The 22393-nt window shown below is 61.0% G+C and carries 17 protein-coding genes; 6 read left to right on the top strand and 11 right to left on the bottom strand.

Annotated features, from left to right (window positions below; all coding sequences use genetic code 11):
- Positions 1-1734, bottom strand: coding sequence for a phospho-sugar mutase (locus sake_RS09935; RefSeq protein WP_129360672.1), 1734 nt, complete (start codon positions 1732-1734; stop codon positions 1-3).
- Positions 1735-1770: 36 nt separating this feature from the next.
- Positions 1771-2577: a purine-nucleoside phosphorylase gene (locus sake_RS09930; protein ID WP_129360844.1), complete on the bottom strand. Its 807-nt coding sequence runs from the start codon at positions 2575-2577 to the stop codon at positions 1771-1773.
- A gap of 191 nt (positions 2578-2768) precedes the next feature.
- Between sake_RS09930 and sake_RS09925 the strand changes: the two genes are divergently transcribed.
- Positions 2769-4184: an NAD(P)H-quinone dehydrogenase gene (locus tag sake_RS09925; protein WP_238147711.1), complete on the top strand. Its 1416-nt coding sequence runs from the start codon at positions 2769-2771 to the stop codon at positions 4182-4184.
- Between the two features lie 83 nt (positions 4185-4267).
- On the opposite strand, the gene sake_RS09920 is transcribed toward sake_RS09925, so the two are convergent.
- The 9 genes from sake_RS09920 to sake_RS09880 form a co-directional block, all read right to left on the bottom strand.
- Complete coding sequence (locus tag sake_RS09920) at positions 4268-5689, bottom strand: MFS transporter (RefSeq protein ID WP_129360670.1); 1422 nt, start codon at positions 5687-5689, stop codon at positions 4268-4270.
- A gap of 352 nt (positions 5690-6041) precedes the next feature.
- Positions 6042-7859 carry a biotin carboxylase N-terminal domain-containing protein gene (locus sake_RS09915; protein ID WP_371811895.1) on the bottom strand — a complete coding sequence of 606 codons (1818 nt, stop codon included), beginning with the start codon at positions 7857-7859 and terminating at the stop codon, positions 6042-6044.
- A 53-nt stretch (positions 7860-7912) separates the two neighbouring features.
- Positions 7913-8632: a nucleoside triphosphate pyrophosphatase gene (locus sake_RS09910; protein WP_243155677.1), complete on the bottom strand. Its 720-nt coding sequence runs from the start codon at positions 8630-8632 to the stop codon at positions 7913-7915.
- A 54-nt stretch (positions 8633-8686) separates the two neighbouring features.
- On the bottom strand, positions 8687-10210 hold the full coding sequence (locus tag sake_RS09905) for an aldehyde dehydrogenase family protein (protein ID WP_178945956.1): 1524 nt from the start codon (positions 10208-10210) through the stop codon (positions 8687-8689).
- 115 nt (positions 10211-10325) lie between these two features.
- Positions 10326-11840: a dicarboxylate/amino acid:cation symporter gene (locus sake_RS09900; protein ID WP_165001022.1), complete on the bottom strand. Its 1515-nt coding sequence runs from the start codon at positions 11838-11840 to the stop codon at positions 10326-10328.
- A 171-nt stretch (positions 11841-12011) separates the two neighbouring features.
- Complete coding sequence (locus tag sake_RS09895) at positions 12012-13709, bottom strand: DUF885 domain-containing protein (RefSeq protein ID WP_178945955.1); 1698 nt, start codon at positions 13707-13709, stop codon at positions 12012-12014.
- 103 nt (positions 13710-13812) lie between these two features.
- Positions 13813-14064: an acyl-CoA carboxylase subunit epsilon gene (locus sake_RS09890; protein WP_129360667.1), complete on the bottom strand. Its 252-nt coding sequence runs from the start codon at positions 14062-14064 to the stop codon at positions 13813-13815.
- A 12-nt stretch (positions 14065-14076) separates the two neighbouring features.
- A complete protein-coding gene (locus tag sake_RS09885; protein WP_178945954.1) occupies positions 14077-15708 on the bottom strand; it encodes an acyl-CoA carboxylase subunit beta in 1632 nt (543 codons plus the stop codon).
- A 155-nt stretch (positions 15709-15863) separates the two neighbouring features.
- Positions 15864-16145, bottom strand: a complete 282-nt coding sequence (locus sake_RS09880) for a YciI family protein (RefSeq protein ID WP_129360665.1) — start codon at positions 16143-16145, stop codon at positions 15864-15866.
- Between the two features lie 103 nt (positions 16146-16248).
- Here sake_RS09880 and sake_RS09875 point away from each other — a divergent pair, with 103 nt between their 5' ends.
- The 5 genes from sake_RS09875 (at position 16249) to ligA (ending at position 22307) form a co-directional block, all read left to right on the top strand.
- Positions 16249-17151 (top strand): biotin--[acetyl-CoA-carboxylase] ligase, encoded by a 903-nt coding sequence (locus tag sake_RS09875; RefSeq protein WP_129360664.1) that lies wholly within the window; start codon positions 16249-16251, stop codon positions 17149-17151.
- Positions 17148-17630, top strand: coding sequence for a PH domain-containing protein (locus tag sake_RS09870; protein WP_165001021.1), 483 nt, complete (start codon positions 17148-17150; stop codon positions 17628-17630). The genes sake_RS09875 and sake_RS09870 overlap by 4 nt, the downstream gene beginning before the upstream one ends.
- Positions 17631-17768: 138 nt before the next feature.
- Positions 17769-18905: an adenylate/guanylate cyclase domain-containing protein gene (locus tag sake_RS09865; protein WP_178945953.1), complete on the top strand. Its 1137-nt coding sequence runs from the start codon at positions 17769-17771 to the stop codon at positions 18903-18905.
- Positions 18902-19978, top strand: coding sequence for a protein phosphatase 2C domain-containing protein (locus sake_RS09860; RefSeq protein ID WP_178945952.1), 1077 nt, complete (start codon positions 18902-18904; stop codon positions 19976-19978). Before sake_RS09865 ends, sake_RS09860 begins: the two co-directional genes overlap by 4 nt.
- Positions 19979-20063: 85 nt before the next feature.
- On the top strand, positions 20064-22307 hold the full coding sequence (gene ligA / locus sake_RS09855; RefSeq protein WP_178945951.1) for an NAD-dependent DNA ligase LigA: 2244 nt from the start codon (positions 20064-20066) through the stop codon (positions 22305-22307).
- Positions 22308-22393: the final 86 nt, after the last annotated feature.

The raw sequence follows: 22393 nt of genomic DNA, 5'->3' as shown, positions 1-22393 counted from the left end.
CTACGACTCCGTATCCACGCCAAGGGCCCGCGCGGTATCTTTGCGGAGCTCCGACAAACGCTGCTTGGCCACCGCACGAGCTTCTGGAAGACTCTCCCGCCCTTCAACCGGAACCACGGCCTCGAGGTAGCACTTGAGCTTGGGCTCCGTGCCTGAAGGGCGAACGATGACACGCCCACCGTCTTCGGTGAGGTACAAGATGCCTTCAGTCGGAGGGAGACTTTTGGAACCTTGCGCAAGGTCTCGTACCTTGACCACGGGCGAGCCTCCGAGCTCCTTCGGCTGCCCCTGGCGCAGACGCTCCATCATTGCCCGGATGCGAGTCAGATCCTCCACTCGAACCGAGAGCTGATCGGTCGAATAAACGCCGTGTTGGACGGCAATCTCGTCGAGCACGTCCAAGAGCGACTTCCCGGCGTCCTTGAGCTTCGCCGCGTAATCCGCAACGACGAGGGCGGCCGATATGCCGTCTTTGTCCTTGACCAAGTCAGGTGCCACACAATATCCCAACGCCTCTTCGTAGCCGTAGACCAGGCCCTGCACCCTTGCGATCCATTTGAAGCCCGTCAGGGTTTCCCGATGCTCAATCCCGTGCGCCTTGGCCATTTCCCCGAGCAAGCGGGAGGAGACAATCGAATTGGCGAAATAACGACGTGTCCCACTCGAAGCCGGTAGACGCTCGAGCATGATTCGTCCAATGATCGCACCTACTTCGTCGCCGCGGAGGATGCGCCAGCCGCCCTCCGTTTCCGCATCCGGCACAGCGAAAGCAACTCGGTCCGCATCCGGATCATTAGCGATAACGAGGTCCGCACCCCGATCCCTGGCCAATTGCAGGGCCAGATCCATCGCCCCAGGCTCTTCGGGGTTCGGGAACATGACCGTCGGGAACTTGGGGTCGGGCAAAGCCTGTTCCGGTACCACGTGCAAACGATTGAATCCGGCACGGGACAACACGAAAGACATCACCTCGCCGCCCACGCCGTGCATCGGCGTCAGGACCACGCTCAAGGAGCGGCTCGCGGGGGCCATTCCAGGAATCAGTGAAGTCACTTCATGCTCGTAGTCGCGCGCAATGCGTTCCGGAAGCATGGTCCACCCAGAACCGGCTCGCTCGATGCGATCGACCGTGGGGGCCTGAGCGATTTTCGCCGCGATTTCGGAATCCGTCGGTGGAACGATCTGAGCCCCACGAGCATCTTCACCAACCGCTTGCCCGCCCAAATACACTTTGTACCCGTTATCCGAGGCAGGATTGTGCGATGCCGTGACCATAACCCCGACGTCGGCCTTCAACAGACGCGTGGCCCACGCCAACACTGGGGTGGGCAAAGGAAGCGGCATGAGGAATGCGTCGAGGCCAGCCGCCGTGAAAATTCCGGCCGTATCGCGTGCAAAGGCATCCGACTTGGTGCGAGCATCGAAGCCGATGATCGCTCTCGGGGTCGAGCTCCAATTCTCCTTGGCTGCCCGTTCCTTCAGATAGGTCGCGACGCCGTACGCCGCCTGGGCCACCACGGCACGGTTCATACGCATGGGTCCAGCACCTAGTGCGGCACGCAGCCCAGCAGTACCGAATTGGAGCGTCCCGGAGAAACGCTCGCGCAGTTCCGCTTCCCCTTCTGCGGTCTCGGCACGGCTGACCAAGTCCAGGAGCTCGCGCTGAGTCTGAGGATCGGGATCAGCCTCGACCCACCGGATGGCTTCGTCGATCAGTTCGGTCGTCGTTGTCATGGATAAACCTCGTTGTTCTCCTGCAGGGCCTGGGTTCTAGCCGTCCAAGCGTTCGATGATCTGCGCCAGCAACTTGGAGATCCGAGGGCCGGCGTTGCGCCCTTCCTCTAGTACCTCATGGTGGTTCAGTGGACTGTCCGAGATGCCTGCGGCGAGATTGGTGACCAGGGAGATCCCGAAAACTTCCAGACCAGCGGAGCGGGCTGCGATCGCTTCCAAAGCCGTCGACATTCCGACGAGGTCGGCGCCCAGGGTTTTCGCCATACGAATTTCCGCCGGTGTCTCGTAATGGGGCCCCGGAAGCTGAAGATACACACCTTCCTCAAGGCTCGGATCGATTGAGCGTGCAATATCCCGAATGCGAGGCGAATAAAGATCCGTCAGATCCACGAAATGCGCTCCGACCAGCGGAGATGTGGAGGTGAAATTGATGTGGTCCCTGATGAGCACGGGAGTCCCCGGACTGTACGTGGGCTGAAGCCCGCCGCACCCGTTGGTCAGGATCATGGTCGAGCAACCGGCTGCCGCCGCAGTCCGTACACCGTGGACCACCGGGTCGACGCCGCGCCCCTCGTACAGATGCGTGCGCGCGCCGATGACCAGTGCATGGCGACCCGACGGCGTTGTGATGGACGACAAGGTGCCCGAATGACCTGCGACGTCGGAGGCGTGGAAACCAGGAACATCCGCGGCCTTGAGGACGTGCGTGGTCTCACCGATCAATTCGGCGGCACCGCCCCAGCCCGACCCCAACGTCAGGGCATAGTCGTGCTGCTCGATGCCGGTTTTCGCGGCGATGTACTCGGCGGCCTCCTGGGCCAGCCGATTGGGCTCGAACGCCATATCCGAGGAGTTGCCCGGAAGCTTCACGGGAAGGGTGTTTTTGCTCGTGGTCACGTGTCCAAACCTAGCAGGATACGGCCGGATATGAAGGGCCGAAGAGAATCCCACAGGGCAAAACACCGGTGGAGTTCAAGAGAACTTATCTCATCAAGAGTTGGAGGGTCTCGGGGCTGTGGTGAAGAATGAACCACGTGAGCGAAGCTATTGCATTTACACCACAGAAGATCATTATTATCGGCGGCGGCCCCGGAGGATACGAGGCCGCACTGGTAGCGGCAAACCTGGGTGCCGACGTTACCCTCGTCGAGAAGAAGGGGATGGGCGGCTCCGCGGTGATCACGGACGTCGTGCCGTCCAAAACCCTGATCGCGTCGGCCGACACCATGAACCGGTTCAGCGAAGCACCGGCCCTGGGCATCCGGACGCGCGCAGGCGATGAACTCGTGGAGCTCGAAGTTCATATCGACAAGGTCAACCGCCGCCTGCTGAACCTTGCGAAAGAACAGTCCAAAGACATCCGGCGAACGCTCGAAAAAGCCGGCGTTAAGATCATCGACGGGACCGGCCGACTGGTCGATGAACGCACCGTTGAAATCCATGACAGCAAGGGTCTGACCTACGAGCTTCAGACGCACGCGGTCCTGCTGAGTGTGGGCGCGCACCCTCGTGAACTGGACACCGCAAAGCCAGACGGGGAGCGCATCTTCAACTGGACGCAGCTGTACCAAATTCGAGAAGTCCCGGAGCACCTGATCGTGGTGGGCTCAGGTGTGACCGGTGCCGAATTCGCTTCGGCCTATCGCGGGCTGGGCTCGGACGTCACACTGATCTCCTCGCGCGATCGAGTCCTGCCGAGCGAGGATGAAGACGCCGCCAAGGTTCTGGAAGACGTGTTTGACCGCCGCGGTCTGAACGTCATGCCACGTTCGCGCGCCGCTTCTGTCGAGCGGGACGGCGACGGCGTCATCGTCACGCTCTCCGATGGCCGCAAGGTATCCGGGTCGCATTGCCTCATGGCCGTCGGCTCGATCCCGAACACGCACGATCTTGGGCTCGAAAATGCGGGGGTCACCATGACCGAGTCGGGTCACATCGCCGTGGACGGCGTCTCCCGCACCACTGCCCCCAACGTTTATGCCGCCGGCGACTGCACCGGCGTCCTGCCTCTCGCATCCGTTGCGGCGATGCAGGGGCGCATAGCTATCGCCCACCTTCTGGGAGACTCGGTCTCGCCGCTGAAGAAGCATCGCGTGGCCTCGAACGTTTTCACCTCTCCTGAAATCGCCACGGTGGGAGTCTCCCAGGCGGACATCGAGAGCGGCCGTTACCAGGCCGATACCGTGATGCTGTCGCTGTCGACCAACCCGAGGGCCAAGATGATGGCCGTGGAAGACGGCTTCGTCAAGATCTTCGCTCGCAAGGGGTCCGGCACGATTATCGGTGGAGTGGTCGTCGGACCGCGGGCCTCCGAACTGATCTTCTCGATCTCCTTGGCAGTCAACAACAAAATGTCCGCCGACGAGTTCGCAGACACCTTCTCGGTATACCCCTCGTTGACGGGGTCGATGTCCGAGGCGGCGCGTCGTCTACACAAGATGCCTTCCTAGAATCACGCCGCATCGAAAAAACGCCGCCGTGCTCACCCCTGGTGGGAAAGCACGGCGGCGTTTGGTGTTCCAGGAGGAACGGCTTACTCAGCCTCGGAGCTGACGGCAGCCAGGTCGACGTCGCGTGTCTCGTGCGAAATCAGCAATGCGATCATCGTGATCACCGCGGCACCCGCGAGGTACCAGCCAACGGCGCTCACGCCGCCCTGCGCGTTCAACCAGACCGCAACATAGGGGGTGATTGCGGCGCCCAATATCGACGCGACGTTATAGGAAATGCCTGATCCCGTGTAGCGCACGTTGGTCGGGAACAACTCGGGCAGGTAAGCGGACATCGAGCCGAAGGAGAGCCCCATGATGGCCATTCCGATCGAGATGAACAGGATCAGACCGGGGATATTCGCATCGGTTCCCGTGCCGATGACGGAAGGAGCCATGAAGAGGCCGAAACTGAGCCCGAACAGCAACATCAGCACATTTGTAATCAGCTGTTGACGACGGCGCCCGATCTTGTCCGCTAGCCACCCGGACACCGGCACGAAAGCCGCGAAGAACAAGACGGCCAAAAGCTGAACCTGCAAGAACGTGTGGTAAGGGACTCCCAGTCCGGCACCCTTGGAGGGCTTGCCGATGCCGTAGGAGAGGATCCAGGCGGTCATGAGATAGAACAGCACATAGCAGGACAACATGATGAACGTTCCGAGGATCATCGGCTTCCATGCGGTCTTGAAAGCGTCCACCAAGGGCGTTTTGACCTTTTCACCACGTTGGACGGACTGTTTGAAGACAGGGGTCTCTTCCAGACGGACGCGAACGTAGAGACCCACGGCGACCATGATGACCGAGAAAATGAACGGTACACGCCAGCCCCAGATCAAGAACGGGGAATCCATGGCCGCGGCGTCCTTGGTCGAATCGAAGTTCATCCACGTGGTCAGCAAAAGGACGAAGGCATTGGCGAGGATGAACCCGATGGGGGCACCCAGCTGAGGCCACATCGCGGCGCGGGCCCGTTTGCCCGGTTTCGCATACTCAGTCGCCAGCAGGGCGGCCCCGGACCATTCGCCTCCCAGCCCCATGCCCTGGGCGAAACGCAGAATCGTCAAGAGCGCCGGGGCCCAAAACGAGATCTGGTGGTATGTGGGTAACAGGCCGATCAGAAAGGTCGCCAAACCCATGGTCAGGAGCGCGCCGACGAGCGTGGCCTTGCGGCCAATGCGGTCACCGAAGTGCCCGAAGACCACCGAACCGATGGGACGCCCGAAGAACGCTGCAGCAAATGTGGCCATCGAGGCCAGGAGCTTCGTGGTGTCATCCTGCCCCGTGAAGAAGAGCGCGGGGAAAACGGCAACGGCCGCCGTGGCATACACGTAGAAGTCGTAGAACTCAATAGTGGTGCCGACCAGCGAAGCCGTAATGATGCGGTGCTGGGGGACCTTGTGTTCAGCAGGCGGCGCTTCGGCCGGCTTCGAACCGGTCGGAACGGACGTGTCAGGAAGTGACATCGAGGCTCCTTAAAACTCAAAAGACGCCGCAATCGGGCGCCAGGGTGCGTGATCGTCTTCTTACCCTAGAGTCAGCATCTACATGCTGGACAAAACGTTCCATATACTGAGAGCCGTGGTCCCGTGCGCGTCACTCTTCACAAGCTCATAGCGCACTCTGCCTCATCCACTCACAGGCGGGCTGTAGGTGCGGGTCCGGTGAGTCGACACAGCGGCCCCGGCTCGGTGGGAAAGCGGTGGTTTCCGAGGGCTCGGCGAAGAAAGGCGGCGGGTCCAAGGTGAGGCAGATACGCAGCGCGGGCGGCGTCGTGGATAACGACGCCGCCCGCGCGAGACGAGGTGACCCCGATGGTCACTTGATGGTGGCGATCACCGATCCGGCCGTGACCGTGTCACCCGGTTTGGCCTTGAGGCCGGTGACCTTGCCCGACTTGTGCGCTGTCAGAGGTTGTTCCATCTTCATGGCCTCAAGAACCACCACGAGGTCGCCTTCACTGACCTTCGCGCCATCCTTGACCGCCGTCTTCACGATGGTGCCCTGCATGGGCGAGGTGAGATCGTCTCCGCTGGTCGCCGCCGTCGCGGTTCCGGAGCGGTTTTTGCGCTGGCGTGATTTCGACGCCTTGGATGAGGAAGAGGAGGCACTCTGGACAGAGGGGATGAGAACCTCAAGTCGTTTGCCGTTGACCTCGACCACGACCTTCTGTCGCTCGTCGTCCTCGCTGTCGACCGATCCAGGCATGCCACCATACGGCTCGATGGTGTTGTTGAACTCAGTTTCGATCCACCGCGTATGCACGGAGAACGGTTCCTCGCCTTCCGGAGCGAACGCCGGATCCTCCACGACGACGCGGTGGAAACTCACGGCCGTGGGCATCCCAGTGATCTGAAGCTCGGCCAGAGCGCGGCGAGAGCGTTCAAGGGCCTGCTTGCGGGAATTCCCGGTCACAATCAATTTGGCCAGCATCGAGTCGAAATTTCCGCCGATGACGTCGCCGCCGATAACGCCCGAATCCCATCGAACGCCGGGCCCCGAGGGGACCGACAAGGTCTCGACGGTTCCCGGTGCGGGCATGAAATTGCGGCCCGGGTCCTCACCATTGATGCGGAATTCGAAGGAGTGCCCACGCAGCTCGGGATCCTCGTAACCGAGAATTTCGCCGCGGGCGACCCGGAACTGTTCGCGGACCAGGTCAATGCCGGAAACCTCTTCCGAGACGGGATGCTCAACCTGCAAACGAGTGTTGACCTCGAGGAAGCTGATCACGCCGTCCTGGCCGACTAGGAATTCGCACGTTCCCGCGCCCTGGTACTCGGCCTCGCGAAGAATTGCCTTGGACGACTCGTAGAGACGATCCAGCTGTTCATCCGAAAGGAAAGGAGCCGGGGCCTCTTCGACCAATTTCTGGTTGCGGCGCTGCAACGAGCAATCGCGACTGGAAACCACGACGACATTTCCGTGTGCGTCGGCGATGCACTGTGTCTCAACGTGGCGCGGAGCATCGAGGAACCGCTCGATGAAGCATTCGCCTCGTCCAAAAGCCGCCGTCGCCTCGCGGACGGCTGAGTCGAACAGCTCCGGGATGTCATCCCTTTCACGCGCTACTTTGATCCCGCGTCCGCCACCGCCGAAAGCGGCCTTGATTGCGACGGGCAGACCGTACTGATCCGCGAAATCCAAAACCTCTTGTGCATTGGCCACCGGATCCTTGGTTCCGGGAACCAAAGGAGCGCCGACCTTCTCGGCAATGTGGCGAGCGGCAACCTTGTCACCGAGCTCGGTGATGGCCTCGGGCGAAGGCCCTATCCACGTGATTCCGGCTTCCCGTACGGCTCGGGCGAATTCCGCATTTTCGGATAGGAATCCGTAACCAGGGTGAATGGCGTCCGCTCCGGAACGCTGGGCGGCATCGAGAATCTTGTCGATGACGAGGTACGAGTCGGCGGCGGTGGAACCCCCTAGGGAGAATGCCTCGTCCGCGAGCTTCACGTGAAGCGCTTCGCGATCGGGTTCCGCGTACACGGCGACGGTTTGCATGCCTTCATCGGCGGCGGCGCGAATCACGCGAACCGCGATTTCACCACGGTTTGCGATCAATACTTTATTGACCGGTCCGCTCGTGTAGCGGGAGCTCGCGCTTCCCTTGTGCTCTGACTCAGTGATGGTCACTCATCCACTCCTTTTAATCCTCCCGTGAGCTTAGTAGCAAATGTGTCATTTGACTAAGTATTCCGGGTCCACAATTGAGCTATTTCCAAACCGCGCTCTCGGAGCAGGTGTTTGAGGGCATTGATGCTGAGGCCGAGCACCGTGTGAGACTCTCCCCGGATCCCCGTAATGAAGGCTGCCCCAAATCCTTCAATGGTGAATGAACCCGCGACTTCCAGGGGCTCTCCCGTGGCTACGTAGTCGCGGATTTCTTTGTCGCTCATGTCGTCGAATGTCACGTCGGCGGAGCGAACCTCGCCCAAACCTGTCGGTTCATTCGAGCCGTTGACACTATCCCGGACATCGATCAACCAGTGTCCCGTATGCAGCGTTCCTGTGGTCCCACTCATATCGCGGATTCGCGAGACGGCAACCTCGGGTTCGTACGGTTTCCCGAAAGCCTCGCCGTTCAACTCGAAAACGGAATCGCAACCGAGTACCAGACAGCCTTGGCTCGCGGGGAGGGCCGCAACTGCTTCGGCCTTCGCGCGTGCGAGGGTCAATGCCGTTTGTGCCGGAGACAGGGGTGCACCCTGCTCCTTCTCCGCTTGCTCGACCGCAGCGTCTTCATCGACCCCGGAAACGATGGTGCGAAAGTGGAGCCCCGAGGCCGACAAGATGGAAGCCCGCGCGGGCGACTGCGAGGCCAGGATCAGGTCAGGCGCGCTCGCCTCAGGAACGGAACCGGGTTCGGAGACTTGCTGATTCTGCGGAGACGACATCGGGGTGCACACGAGGACCAGTCTAGGCCAGTCGTGTGCACCCCGAGGGTCACCTGTGGATCAAATCTAGAAGAGCCCGGTCGGCTCCTCCGAATAGGAGATCAACAAGTTCTTGGTCTGCTGGTAATGATCCAGCATCATCAGGTGATTTTCCCTGCCGTATCCGGACTTCTTGTACCCGCCGAATGCGGCATGGGCCGGATACGAATGGTAGTTGTTGACCCACACACGGCCCGCCTGGATAGCCCGACCTGCCCGGTATGCGGTGTTCTGGCCGCGGGTCCATACTCCGGCGCCGAGACCATAACTGGTGTCGTTGGCGATTTGAATGGCCTGGTCATAGTCCTTGAACGTGGTCACACCCAATACCGGGCCGAAGATCTCCTCCTGGAAGATGCACATCGAATTGTCTCCCCGGAACACCGTCGGTTGGATGTAGTAACCACCCTTGAGGTTGCCGTCGAGCTCCAGCGACTGGCCACCGAGAAGGACCTCAGCTCCTTCCTGCGGTCCTTTCTCCAGGTAGGCGGAGATCTTCTTGAATTGCTGCTCGGAAGCCTGGGCTCCGACCATGGTTTCGGTGTCCAACGGATTTCCCTGTTTCATTTTTCGTGCACGCTTGAGGCCGTCGGCGACGAATTGGTCCGCGATGGACTCCTGGACCAACGCACGCGAGGGGCAGGTGCACACCTCGCCCTGGTTCAGGGCGAAGGATACAAAGCCTTCGAGGGCTTTCTGGTAGAAGGAGTCATCCTTGGCCGCGACATCCTCGAAGAACAAGTTGGGAGACTTGCCACCCAGCTCAAGGGTCGAGGGGATGATGTTCTCCGCCGCGGCCTTGGCAATGACCGAGCCGGTGGTGGTCTCCCCGGTGAACGCGATCTTGCAGATACGCTCGCTCGTGGAGAGGGCCGCGCCGGCTTCCTCGCCGAAACCGTTGACGATGTTGAGAACGCCTTCGGGCAGGATGTCCTGGAAAATTTCCGCGACCAAGAGGATCGATGCAGGTGTCTGTTCGGCTGGCTTGAGGACCACGGTATTGCCCGCGGCCAGAGCCGGAGCAATCTTCCACGTTGCCATCAGAATCGGGAAGTTCCACGGAATGATCTGACCGACGACACCGAGGGGTTCGTGGAAATGGTAGGCGGTTGTATCTTCGTCGAGCTGGGAGATACGGCCTTCCTGAGTCCGAATGGCCGCAGCAAAATATCGGAAATGGTCGATGGCGAGGGGAATGTCGGCGGCCAAGCACTCTCGGACGGGCTTGCCGTTATCCCAGGTCTCCGCGACCGCGATGCGTTCGAGGTTGGATTCCATGGCATCGGCTAGTTTGAGGAGGATTCCGGCGCGTTCGGCGGCCGAGGTCTTGCCCCAGGTTTCAAATGCCTTCCATGCGGCATCTATCGCCAGCTCGACGTCTTCTGCCGTGCTCCGTGGAACTTCGGTGAATACCTCGCCCGTAATGGGAGTCTTGTTCTCGAAATACTCGCCCTTGGTCGGCGGCAACCACTTGCCTCCGATGAAGTTCTCGTACCGGGCGCGGAATGCTGCGGGTGAATCGGATGAGCCGGGCTGAGCGTAAACCGTCATGGTGTCTCCTTTGACGTCCAATTAACGTGACGGACATTACTATAGCGGCCGAGGGGCACGGAGGTCACTCCTCCCTGCCCCTCGGATGCGCCACAGGAAACTGGTGACGAGGCGGTCAGCGCAGGGAAGACCCTGCCGGTTCCCGATTCGAATCCACGGCTTCTTCCGGGGCAGCCTCCGACGCCGTCCCGAGATCCGGTGCGGATTCGCCGTCAGCCGGGGAGCCCTCGGCGAATTCTGCGGCAGACAGATCCGACTCGAACCAATCGCTCGAGCGGCGCGCGTTGTACAAACTCTCGTCCAGGATGCCTTCCCGCTTGGAAATGATGGCCGGGATCAGCGCCTGCCCCGAAACGTTGAGGGCGGTACGGCCCATATCGATGATGGGGTCGATCGCAAGAAGCAGACCGACGCCGTCGAGCGGCAGTCCCAAAGTCGACAGGGTCAGCGTGAGCATCACGGTTGCACCTGTCGTACCGGCCGTGGCCGCGGATCCGAGTACCGAGACCACCACGATGAGAACGTACTGTGCGATGCTCAGGTCAATTCCGTAGAACTGGGCAACGAACGTTGCTGCCAACGCCGGATATACGGCGGCGCAGCCATCCATCTTTGTTGTGGCGCCGAAAGGTACGGCGAAGGATGCATAGGCCTGGGGAACGCCGAAGTTTCTTTCGGCAACACGCTGGGTCACCGGCATCGTGCCGATCGAAGACCGCGAGACGAAGCCGATCTGAGCGGCCGGCCACACACCGGAGAAGAACTGCTTGATCGAAAGGCCTTGAGTTCGCGCCAAGATCGGGTACACGACGAATCCTATGATGACCAGCCCAACGTAGAGCAGGATCACGAACTTGGCGAGCGACCCCATGGTGGTCCAACCGTACGTGAAGACTGCCGAGCCGATCAGGCCCAGGGTCCCCAGCGGCGCCAATCTGATGATCCACCAGAGGACTTTCTGGATGATGGCCAAAGCGGAGCGGATGAAGGTAAGGAACGGCTCGGCCGCCTTGCCGACCTTGAGGGCCGCGATGCCAATCGCACCGGAAATCACCAAGATCTGGAGGACGTTGAAATTGGGCGTCGAGGTGAGGCCGTCCGCGCCGGCATCCTTGGTGCTCACGGTGAGTCCCAAGAAATTGGCCGGGATGATGCTCGTGACGAAAGCCAGCCAGGACCCGGTTGTGCCGGAGTAGGACTCAGGAGCGGACAGGCCAGTGTTGGCGCCCGGGCGGAAGATCGCGCCGAGCAGAATGCCGATGATGACGGCGATCAATGCCGTGCCGGCGAACCACAAGATCGTCTTCCATGCGAGCCGAGCCGCATTGGTCACCTGGCTGAGGTTCGCGATCGATGAGATCACAGCGGTGACCACGAGGGGGACAACGGCGGCCTTGAGGAGGGAAACATAACTGGTGCCAATGGTATCCAGCGTGGTCATCAGCCAGTTGGGGTTCTTTTCGGCATCACCGCCCAGGGCAAGGGCCAGGAAACCCAGGGCGACGCCGAAGGCGAGGCCCAAAAGGATTTGCACACCAAAATTGGTCATCCACGAGGGAAGTCGATGAGCACGTTGCGACGATGCTGGCGCGGAAGAATCACGCGGATTAGGGGAGGGGCGAGTAGACATGTCCTCAACCCTAAGCTTTGAACTAATAACACAGAAAAGGACTGAGAAGAAATGTTACGGGAATAAAGCGCGAGGGTGTTGTGCGTCATACTCTTGCGCGACGTCGGTGGGGTAAGTTCCGGATCATTCACGGGTGCCTCACACCGCAGCACGGTGTTCGGAAAGCCCGCGCTACGCGGACAAGGCCCGTTTGAGGGTGTCGAGTCCGACGGAGCCGATCTTCAAGGCCCTCGTGTGGAATTCCTTCAGGGACTCACCGCGCGCAACTGCCTCGTCGCGAAGCTGCTCCCACATGCGCTGGCCTATTTTGTAGGACGGAGCTTGCCCACACCATCCGAGGTACCGGTTGAACTCGAAATCCAGTTGACCTTGGGGGATCGCCAAGTTGTGGCGCAAGAATTCGTAGCCCGAATCCGGCGACCATGTACCCGGAGTGAGGTCGAGCTCCTCGACCCACCGCTGGGGGATCTCGAGTTCGCAGTGCACCCCGATGTCGAAGACCACGCGGGCCGCGCGCATACGTTGGCCATCGAGCATGCCCATCATGTCGCCGGGATCGTCCAGGTAGCCGAGTTCGGCCATGAGCCGCTCGGCGTACAGTGCCCAGCCCTCGCCATGACCCGAATACCACAGGCCGTTGGCGCGCCACCTATTCATGCTCTCGGCCATCGCCGCCGCGGTCGAGATCTGGAGATGGTGGCCCGGCACGCCCTCGTGGTAGACGGTCGAGGTCTCGCTCCACGTGGTGAATTCCGATTCGCCTTCTGTGATGGACCACCACATCCGCCCCGGCCTGGAGAAGTCTGCGGACGGGCCCGTGTAGTAGATGCCGCCTTCTTGGGTCGGCGCGATCATGCATTCCAGGTCACGCATTGGGCCTTCGATCACGAAGTGCTCTTTCGCGAGGTCCTCGACCGCTCGCTCGGAGAGTTCTTGCATCCAATCGCGCAGCTCTTCCTTCCCGTGGAGCTTGCGCGAGGGGTCTTCGTCGAGAACGGACTTGGCTTCTCGGACGGACGCCCCTGACTTGATTCGATCGGCGACTCTTTGCTGTTCCGCAATGATCCGGTCGAGTTCGGCAACGCCCCAGGCATAGGTTTCGTCGAGGTTGACCGCGGCACCCAGGAAAGCTCGCGAATGCAATCCGTAACGCTCACGGCCCACGGCGTCGCGCTCAGGAGCCTGCGGAAGGAGTCGAGTCCGGAGAAATGCGGCGAGATCGGCATAGGCCGTTCGCGCGCCCTGTGCCGCGGCACGGGCGGTGTTGTCGAGGGTCGGATCCGATGCGGCGGCACGCTGGGCCAGCTGGTCGAAGAATCCATCGGGCTCCGTGTAGGCGCCGAATTGCTGGATCAGGAGGTGAACCTGGCGGGCCGCCGCAATTCTCCCCTGGCTCGCGGCTTCGGCCAAGCTTTCTCTGAAGCCCGCGAGCGCCTGGGGAACGTTTTTCATTCTGCCTACGATGTGCAGCCAATCTTGCTGCGTGGACTGGGGCATGAGGTCGAAGACCTGCCGGACGTCATGTGCCGGCGTCGCCAGGTTGTTGAGCTCCCAGTCGCCGAGGCCGGCCTCGTGCATTTCGATGATCAGGCCGAGGCTCTCATTCATCGCGTCAAGGGTCACGCGGTCGACGTCGTCCTGGGGGTCGATCTCGTTGACTTGCTCGAGAGCCTCCCGCGCTGCCCGGATGAACTCGAGTGTTCCGGCGGGGGAGAGGTCGCCGTACTCCGTTTCGTGCCCGGGTATGCCTTCGATGGTCGCGGTGGCGGGGTCCAACTCCATGAGCTTGTCATAGTAACTGTTCGCGACCCGGTCGATGTCGGTGGTCTCGCGATCGAGTTTCAGGGCTGCGGGCAAAGGCGAAGTCATGTCGGCCAGTTTATATGCACATGCTTCAGATCACAGCCGATTCATGCAGAAAGCCCCTCGAGGAACCAGTGGGTTCCGAGAGGGGCTTTCTGTGGAATGTGCTTTACCTCGGTTTGGCTCGCCGCCATGAGCCCGGTCCCGGGGGCAGGCCCGCGCCGATGCGTTGACGGCGCGAGAGCAGACGGCCGACCTCGGTCAGCGGCTTCGCGGATTGCCTGGACTTCGTGGCAGTCTGCGGCCGTTGGGTTTGCAGCACGGCGATGGTCAGAGCCGCGATCTCTTCTTCGCTCGCCGAGCCCTTGACCACCGAGAACAACGGCTGTTCCGACTCTTGGAATTCCTCTTCGGGTGCCATACTTCCTTCCCCCTAGAGCGGGATGTTGCCGTGTTTCTTGGCGGGCAGAGCGGCTCGTTTGTCGTGAAGAGCGCGCAGGGACTTGATGATGTTCACTCGTGTTTCGGATGGAGCGATAACCGAGTCGATATAACCGCGTTCCGCGGCCTGGTAAGGATTCAGGAGCTCTTCTTCGTACTTTTGGATCAACTCGGAACGCAGAGCCTCGACGTCGTCGCCGTTCTCCTCCGCGGTCTTGAGGTCCCTGCGGTACAGGATATTGACGGCGCCCTGTGCACCCATGACCCCGATCTGAGCCGTGGGCCACGCAAGGTTGATGTCCGCACCGAGCTTCTTAGAGCCCATGACGATGTATGCGCCCCCGTAGGCCTTGCGGGTGATCACCGTGACGATCGGCACCGTGGCTTCCGCGTAGGCGAAGATCAGCTTCGCCCCGCGTCGGATGATTCCGTTGAACTCCTGTTCGGTGCCCGGCAAGAAACCGGGCACGTCCACGAAAGTGAGGATAGGAATATTGAAGGCATCGCAGTGGCGCACAAAGCGCGCGGCCTTCTCGGAGGCCGCGATATCCAAGGTCCCCGCAAACTGCATAGGCTGATTCGCGATGACGCCGACGGTCCGCCCCTCCACCCGACCGTAACCGGTCATGATGTTGGGGGCGTACAACGCCTGCATCTCGAGGAAGTGGCCGTCGTCGACAACTGTCTCGATCACCGAACGCATGTCGTAGGGCTGATTGGCGGAATCAGGGATCAGGCCATCGAGATCCAGATCGTCCACCGTGATCTCGGGTTCTTGGTCGTGCTCGACGAGCAGACCGTCCTGAAGATTGTTGGACGGGAGAAACTCCAGCAACTCCCGGAGGAAGTCGAAAGCATCATCCTCGTCTTCGGCGAGGTAGTGCGAGGTGCCCGTCACGGAGTTGTGCGACTTCGCACCGCCCAAGGTCTCCATGTCTACCTCTTCGCCCGTGACGGTCTTGATGACGTCCGGGCCGGTAATGAACATATGGGAGGTCTTGTCGACCATAATCACGTAATCCGTGAGGGCGGGAGAGTAGGCTGCACCGCCCGCGCAGGGACCCATGATCACGGAAATCTGGGGCACGACCCCCGAAGCGCGCACATTCATGCGGAATATATCCGCGAACATGGCCAACGAAGCGACGCCCTCTTGGATACGTGCGCCGCCGCCGTCGTTAATGCCGACCACAGGGCAGCCGTTGCGCAACGCAAACTTCTGGACCTTGACGATCTTCTCTCCATTGACCTGAGACAGGGAACCACCGTAGACGGTGAAGTCCTGGGAGTAGATGGCCACGAGTCGACCGTCGACCGTCCCGTAACCGGACACCAGCCCGTCACCCAGAGGCTTCTTCTTGTCCATCCCGAATGCGGTGGTGCGATGAGTCGCCAAGGCATCGAATTCGACGAAAGAATCTTCGTCCAAAAACATTTCGATGCGCTCGCGGGCGGTGTTTTTGCCACGGGAATGCTGGCGCTCGACGGGAGCTGGACCGGTAGGCATCCACGAGGCCTCGCGGCGCGCGTAAAAATCGGCGATTTTGCCGGCCGTGGTGGTGAGGTCCGGGCCTGGCTCGTTCTGCGCGTCGTCGGAATCCTGGCGGGAGAGATCTTCGGTCATCTTGTCCTCTGTACGAGCTGCTCGGACCCCATACCTGATGCAATCGGGTATCCCAGCGGAAATTACTCTTGTTACCTACTGAACCAAGGTAGCAAACGGTGAATGGTCGTTGATGCCGGCTTGCCGCCGGAACATCAGGCTGAGTAGGTCGTTGCCTACCCTACCGATCCGAGCACCGGATTCCATTCACGGATCTCGTGTGCGGTCACGACCTTGTTGACGTACATCGGATCCTCGTTCAGAAGCGCTTCAACGGCCTCCGCAGAATCGGCCGAAAAGATCAGCAGCGCGCCCTCGTCGCCGCCATCGACATAAGGCCCTGAGGCGAGCAATGATCCCTGCTCGAGAAGGCTCCGCAGGTAGGCGCGGTGGTCTCCGCGGTATTTCGCCTGTTCTTCGACGGGACCATATGAATAATGCACGGCGAAGTGAGCCATGATGTTCCTTCCAAGCGGAGTTAGCTTTCCGCCTCTAAACTAGCTCACAAGATCCCACTACCCATGGCACGACCAGGCGCCGAGCGAGAGAGAGCACCGCTTTATGAACACGACGACCGTGCAACCCCTGGACGCCGGGCGTTTGTTGCCCGGACCGAACCAGGATTATCGCGTCATCGCAGCGCCGGTCGAACTATTGGACGAAGTCGGGTCCACGAATGACGAGCTCGCCAGCAGAATGAGCGCCGGACGCGAAATTGACCACCTGACTGCTCTGCTGACCGAGCATCAGATCTCCGGGAAAGGTCGCAGAGAACGAGTATGGACGGCCCCGAAATACAGTTCTGCTGTGGTCTCCTTCGTGGTGCGTTCCGAACAGGGGGAGTCCCGGCTGCCTGCGGATTCATTGCACTGGGTGACGCAAATGCTGGCCTTGGCCGGGCGGGCCGCGGTCCGGGAGACCACGGGGCTGCCGGCAACATTGAAATGGCCCAACGACCTGTTGGTCCACGGTCGCAAAGTAGCCGGCATCCTGGCTCGCGTGGTTCCCACCGGCTCCCAGACGCTCGACGTCGTCGTCGGAATCGGCATCAACGTCAACATCGATGCCGCGGATCTGCCCGTGGAAACGGCCACCTCACTCCGGACGGAGACGGGCCAGGACGTGGACCGCACGGAACTGCTGATTCGCCTCATCTGCGAGTTCCGCGCCTATGTAAACGGGTTCTTCTCGGTCGGCGGCGATCCGTCGCTGTCCGTCGGCAAGAAACCTTCCCTCCTCGACGAGGTGCGCGCGGCTTTGGACACTCTCGGACGTCGCGTTCGCGTGGAACTCGTGGACCCTGGCTCGAACTTCACGGGCCTCGCGCGCACGATCGACGACGACGGTTCGCTCATGGTGCTGCGGGACGACGGAATGATTGAAGCAGTCTCGGTGGGCGACGTCGTACACCTCCGCCCTGAGAACGGCACATGGGCGGACGCTGCCGAATCGGAGTCGCCGTGAAATTCCGGGATACTTTGGAGCCAGGCGAGCACGTCATCACGTGCAACCGGGCGCACCCGCTCAAGTTGCTTCGGCCGGCCATCGTTGTGTTGGTCGCGATTTTCCTCGTGAATCTCCTGCAGGTCGTCACCGCCAACTATCCGGGGTGGTCGGCGGTGGGACCGATTCTCATGATCGCCGCTCTGGTCTATGTCGCGGTCCGCCTCATCAAATGGCTCACCACGGGCTATTCGTTGACCAACCGGCGTATTGTGGTTTTTCGCGGTCTGGGAGGCGGCCGCCCGATTTCGATCCCGCTCGAGTACGTCGCCGGGGTCGTGGGTCCCAAGGGGACGGCTCGTCTGACCGGGTGCGGAACCATCAGGATCTCCGCCCAAGGACAGACTTTTGAGCTGACTTATCAGAAAGAACCCAACAGGTTTTCAGCCCTTTGTTACGAGGCGCATCTGCGCCGAGTAAACGCCCTGCGTTGGCCGTGAAGATCCAGGTAAAACTACCCGGAAGGACCCTGTGATCTGTAGCATGACAGTGAGGCCTCGAGCCTCATTCTCAGCCGAGCGCGCTCTACGCCAGTGGGCTCGGAACCAGGAAAGCGTTGAGGAAGGTGGAGCACTCTAGTGCCGCAGGAGGAACCCGAAGGCAGGCCGGTCTATACCGGACCACAGACGAGTCAGCTCAACCTGCAGAACCCTGCACAGTTCAATCTGTACAAGTCCGACGACGCCAAGGCAGCGGTCGGAGCCCTCGAGCGCGCCTTGCTCGGGGAAAATCGTTCGATGACGCGGCGCGAAGCCGCACATGCGGGGGACGTCTCCCTGCTGTCCGCTCGGAAGATCTGGCGGGCCCTTGGAATGCCGAACCTCAAGGACGGCGACGTCTACTTCACGGGCTCCGATTCGGAAGCCCTGGGAACCGTCTCGGCCATGGTCCGCAGCGGGCACGTGACCGAAGACGGTGCTCTGTCGATCGTTCGCTCCGTCGGGCAGATGATGGACCGCATGGTTGCCTGGCAGGTCGAGGCTTTCGTGGAGGACATGGTCGCCCACCACGGAATGAGTGACGCCGAAGCTCGCCGAGAACTCCTCAACGTTTTGCCCGAACTCCTCAACGAACTCGAAGATCTGATGCGCTACGGATACCGCCGGCAGTTGAATGCGGCGGTGGTGCGCCTCGCGCTCAAGGCGGAGAAGCCGGTCGTCGGCAACGACGACGCCGTCACGGACTATCGCGCCCTCCCGCTCGTGCGTGGCATTGGCTTTGCCGATCTGGTGTCGTTCACATCGTTGTCCCGCCAAATGAACGAAAAGACGCTGGCCAGCCTGGTACAGCATTTCGAACAGCGGTGTGCCGAGGTCGTCGCCGTGGGGGGCGGTCGCATCATCAAGACCGTGGGCGACGAAGTCTTGTTCATGACGGAATCTCCCGAAGCGGGTGCGCGCATTTCGCTCACGCTGTCGCAGATCATCCGTGAGGATCCCAACCTGCCCGAGGCACGCGTTGCTTTTGTCTGGGGAAGAATTCTGCCTAGGCTGGGGGACGTGTACGGTCCGACCGTCAATCTCGCTTCGCGTCTCGTCGCGCTGGCTGAGCCTGGCGCCGTCCTGACTGACGCATCCACCGCCAACGTGCTCGAGAGCGACGAACGTTTTGTGATGGCATCTCAAGGTGTGCGCAACGTCCGTGGCTTTGGAGACGTCCGACCCGTGTCACTCGCGCCGGGTGTGGGAACCGAATTGGAGATTGACTTCGAATGACCGAATCGCTCGACCTTGCGACTTGCGTGGGGGCCACGACCAACCAAGGCAGTCATCGTTCCAACAACGAGGACTCCTTGATTTCAAAAGGAAATCTGTGCGCCGTGGCCGATGGAATGGGTGGTCATGAGGCCGGTGAAGTAGCCAGTGCGATGTGCGTCAACACTTTGGCTGCCGCAGAGCTCTTCGGAACTCTTTCCTTCGACGTCGAACCCACCGAAGAGCACTCCGACGATTCCCGAGGGATCTTCAAAAGGCGCCGCAAAGCGACCTCGAATCTCAACGCAAAGATTATGGAGATCCTCAACGAGATTAAGGGCGTGATCGGGGAGGCCGACGAAAGTATCAAGTCGGCCGCGGCCATGCGAGCCGGCACCACCCTGACCGGCGCGTGGCTGGTCAAAATCGGCGGCCAGAACATGTGGATCATTTTCAATGTAGGTGATTCGCGTACTTATCGTTTGCGGAGGGACACCGACGAGCCGATCAGCGACAAACCCACGTCCGTCTCGCAAACCCCTATTGAGGGAGTAAGCCTCGAGCAGGTCACAGTGGACCACTCTGAGGTTCAATACCTGGTGGACAGGGGACAGATCACCGCGCTCGAGGCCTTGACCCACCCGCGACGCAACGTGATCACTCGCGCGTTGGGCACCGGAAACTACTGGGAACCCGACTTCTGGGTCATCCCGGCCAAGCGCGGTGACCGCTTGATGATGTGCTCGGACGGTCTTTCGGGCGAATTGTCCAATGAATACATGGCCCGGGTGCTGTCCACCGTGGTGCATCCGAAGGATGCTGCCGCAGTTCTCCAAGCTGCGGCAATTCGCTCGGGCGGTCGGGACAACATTTCGGTCATCGTGGCTGACTCCGTGGAAGCGGGAACCTGCCAGAACCACGGTTGCGACGGAGACACCAACGGCGTGCACGAGTCGGAGCCCGAAGAAGGCGTCATCGACCTGGACAACTGGCACAACAACGACCTCCACGATCCGCAGAAGACGGGGGAGACCCCCGACGGACCGCTCGCCGAGAACGAGCAAATACCTCGTTCTGCAGACGAAGAGCAGTAGCCGAGTCGGCAGAATTGGCGCCGTAACGCCAAACTTTTCCCCAGCGGGGCGCGAGAACCTCTGATATGCGCAAGAATGGTCTCTTGTGAGTAGCGCTGAAGAACAACGAGCAGAGCAGGCCACTGGGGAGAACGAGCGTGAAGTTCCCGCGGAGGATCTCAAGGAACGGTACGCCCAACTGACCCAGCAGGTCAGGGACGCGCGCGCCGCATACTATATTGAGGATTCCCCGAGGATTTCGGATGCCGAATACGACGCTCTGTACCGGGATCTGGAACGCATCGAGGCCGAGAACCCGCAGTTGAAGGCCAACGACTCACCGACCCAGGAGGTCGGAGGGGAGCCGTCCGAAGCATTTGCCCCGGTTCAGCACCTCGAGCGGATGTATTCGCTCGAGGATGTTTTCTCGATTGACGAGCTCAAGGCCTGGCTCGAACGTGCGGAAGCCTCGATCCAAGAGGTTCGACCCGGGCACGAGAACCGGTGGCTGACGGAGCTCAAAATCGACGGACTCGCGATCAACCTCCTGTACCGGGACGGTCAGTTGGTACGAGCCGCAACTCGCGGCGACGGAACAACGGGGGAAGACGTCTCGCATAACGTCGCCACCATCGATACCGTTCCGCAAAATCTCGTGGGCGAGAACCTCCCGGAAGAAATCGAAGTCCGGGGCGAAATCTTCATCGCGTCTGCGGACTTCAGGGAACTCAATGAGGCCCTCGTCGCGGACGGCAAGGCGCCCTTCGCCAATCCGAGGAATGCCGCTGCCGGATCCCTGCGTCAGAAGAACCCCAAGGTCACGGCGCGTCGCAAGCTGTCGATGTTCGTCCATGGAATCGGGGCTCGTGAAGGATTGACTGCCCGCTCCCAGGGAGAAACCTATGATCTTCTCACCTCGTGGGGACTGCCCGTCAGTCCCTATACGAAGCTGTTGTCCGGGGTCGACGACATTCTCGAATTCATCGCAGACTACGGAGAACACAGGCACGACCTGGTCCACGAGATCGACGGCATCGTGGTCAAGGTCAACGATTTCCGGACCCAACAGCTTCTGGGCCATACCTCACGCGTTCCCAGGTGGGCGGTTGCATATAAATACCCGCCCGAAGAGGTCAACACCAAGCTCAAAGACATTCAGGTCAGTGTGGGTCGCACCGGGCGCGTGACGCCGTACGGTCTCATGGATCCCGTCAAAGTCGCGGGATCGACCGTCGAAATGGCGACACTGCACAACCAGGATGTCGTCAGGGCCAAAGGCGTCTTGATCGGGGACACCGTGGTGCTGCGCAAAGCCGGCGACGTGATTCCCGAGATCGTGGGCCCCGTTGTTGCCCTGCGGGACGGGAACGAGCACGAATTCGAGATGCCGACTCACTGCCCGTCGTGCGGCACGGAGCTTGCGCCGGCGAAGGAAGGCGACGTCGACATCCGGTGCCCCAATGCGCAGTCCTGTCCGGCACAGCTGTGGCAGACGCTCTTCCATACCGCTGGGCGAGGCGCATTCGACATCGACGCCTTGGGGGAAGAGGCCGCCAGGGCCCTGACACAACCCGCCGAGCCGGAAAACCCGCCGCTGACCAGCATTGCGGGCCTTTTCGATCTCACTCCGGAGGACCTGGCCGATGTGCGCATCGAGCGTGCCGTCAAGAAAAAGGGCGTGGAAACCGGTGAAACGGAGTTGGTGCCCTACTTCTATACACGCGGTACTCCGAAGAAACCGTCGGCGCCGTCTGCGAATACCCGCAGAATGTTCGATCAGATCGAGGAAGCCAAATCCCAACCGTTGTGGCGTGTTCTGGTGGCCCTCTCGATTCGGCATGTGGGGCCCACCGCATCTCGGGCGCTCGCGACCGAATTCGGTTCCATGCAAGCGATACGCGAGGCCGACGAGTCCCGGCTTGCCGATACTGACGGCGTCGGACCGACCATTGCGAGTGCAGTCAAAGAGTGGTTCGCGGAAGAGTGGCACCGTGAGATCGTGGAGCGCTGGGCCGCCGCCGGAGTGAGGATGGAAGACGAGAGGGACGAATCGGTGCCCCGTGTCCTCGAAGGCCTTACCCTCGTGGTGACCGGAACGTTGGAAGACTTCACTCGCGACTCAGCCAAGGAGTCGATCATCCAGCGCGGGGGCAAGGCGTCAGGGTCTGTGTCGAAGAACACAAGCTACCTTATAGCTGGGGAAAATGCCGGAACCAAGCTCGACAAGGCGGAAAATCTCGGCGTGTCGGTCTTGGATGAGCAAGAATTTAAAACCCTTTTGGAGGGCGGCCCGGACGCCCTGGATCGCACTGATGCCGCGGCTTCCGGTCACGAAACGATCACGGAATAGTCACAACCTTGTGATTCGGAACATGTCGCACCGGGTTGCATCGCCTCAAGAGGCCTCATAGGCTGACACGCGTGCCTACGGATCCT

The sequence above is a fragment of the Kocuria sp. TGY1127_2 genome, from assembly GCF_013394385.1.
Classification (GTDB): domain Bacteria; phylum Actinomycetota; class Actinomycetes; order Actinomycetales; family Micrococcaceae; genus Rothia.
The sequence above is the reverse complement of the archived record's forward strand: the minus strand, read 5'-3'. Positions and strand labels throughout refer to the sequence as shown.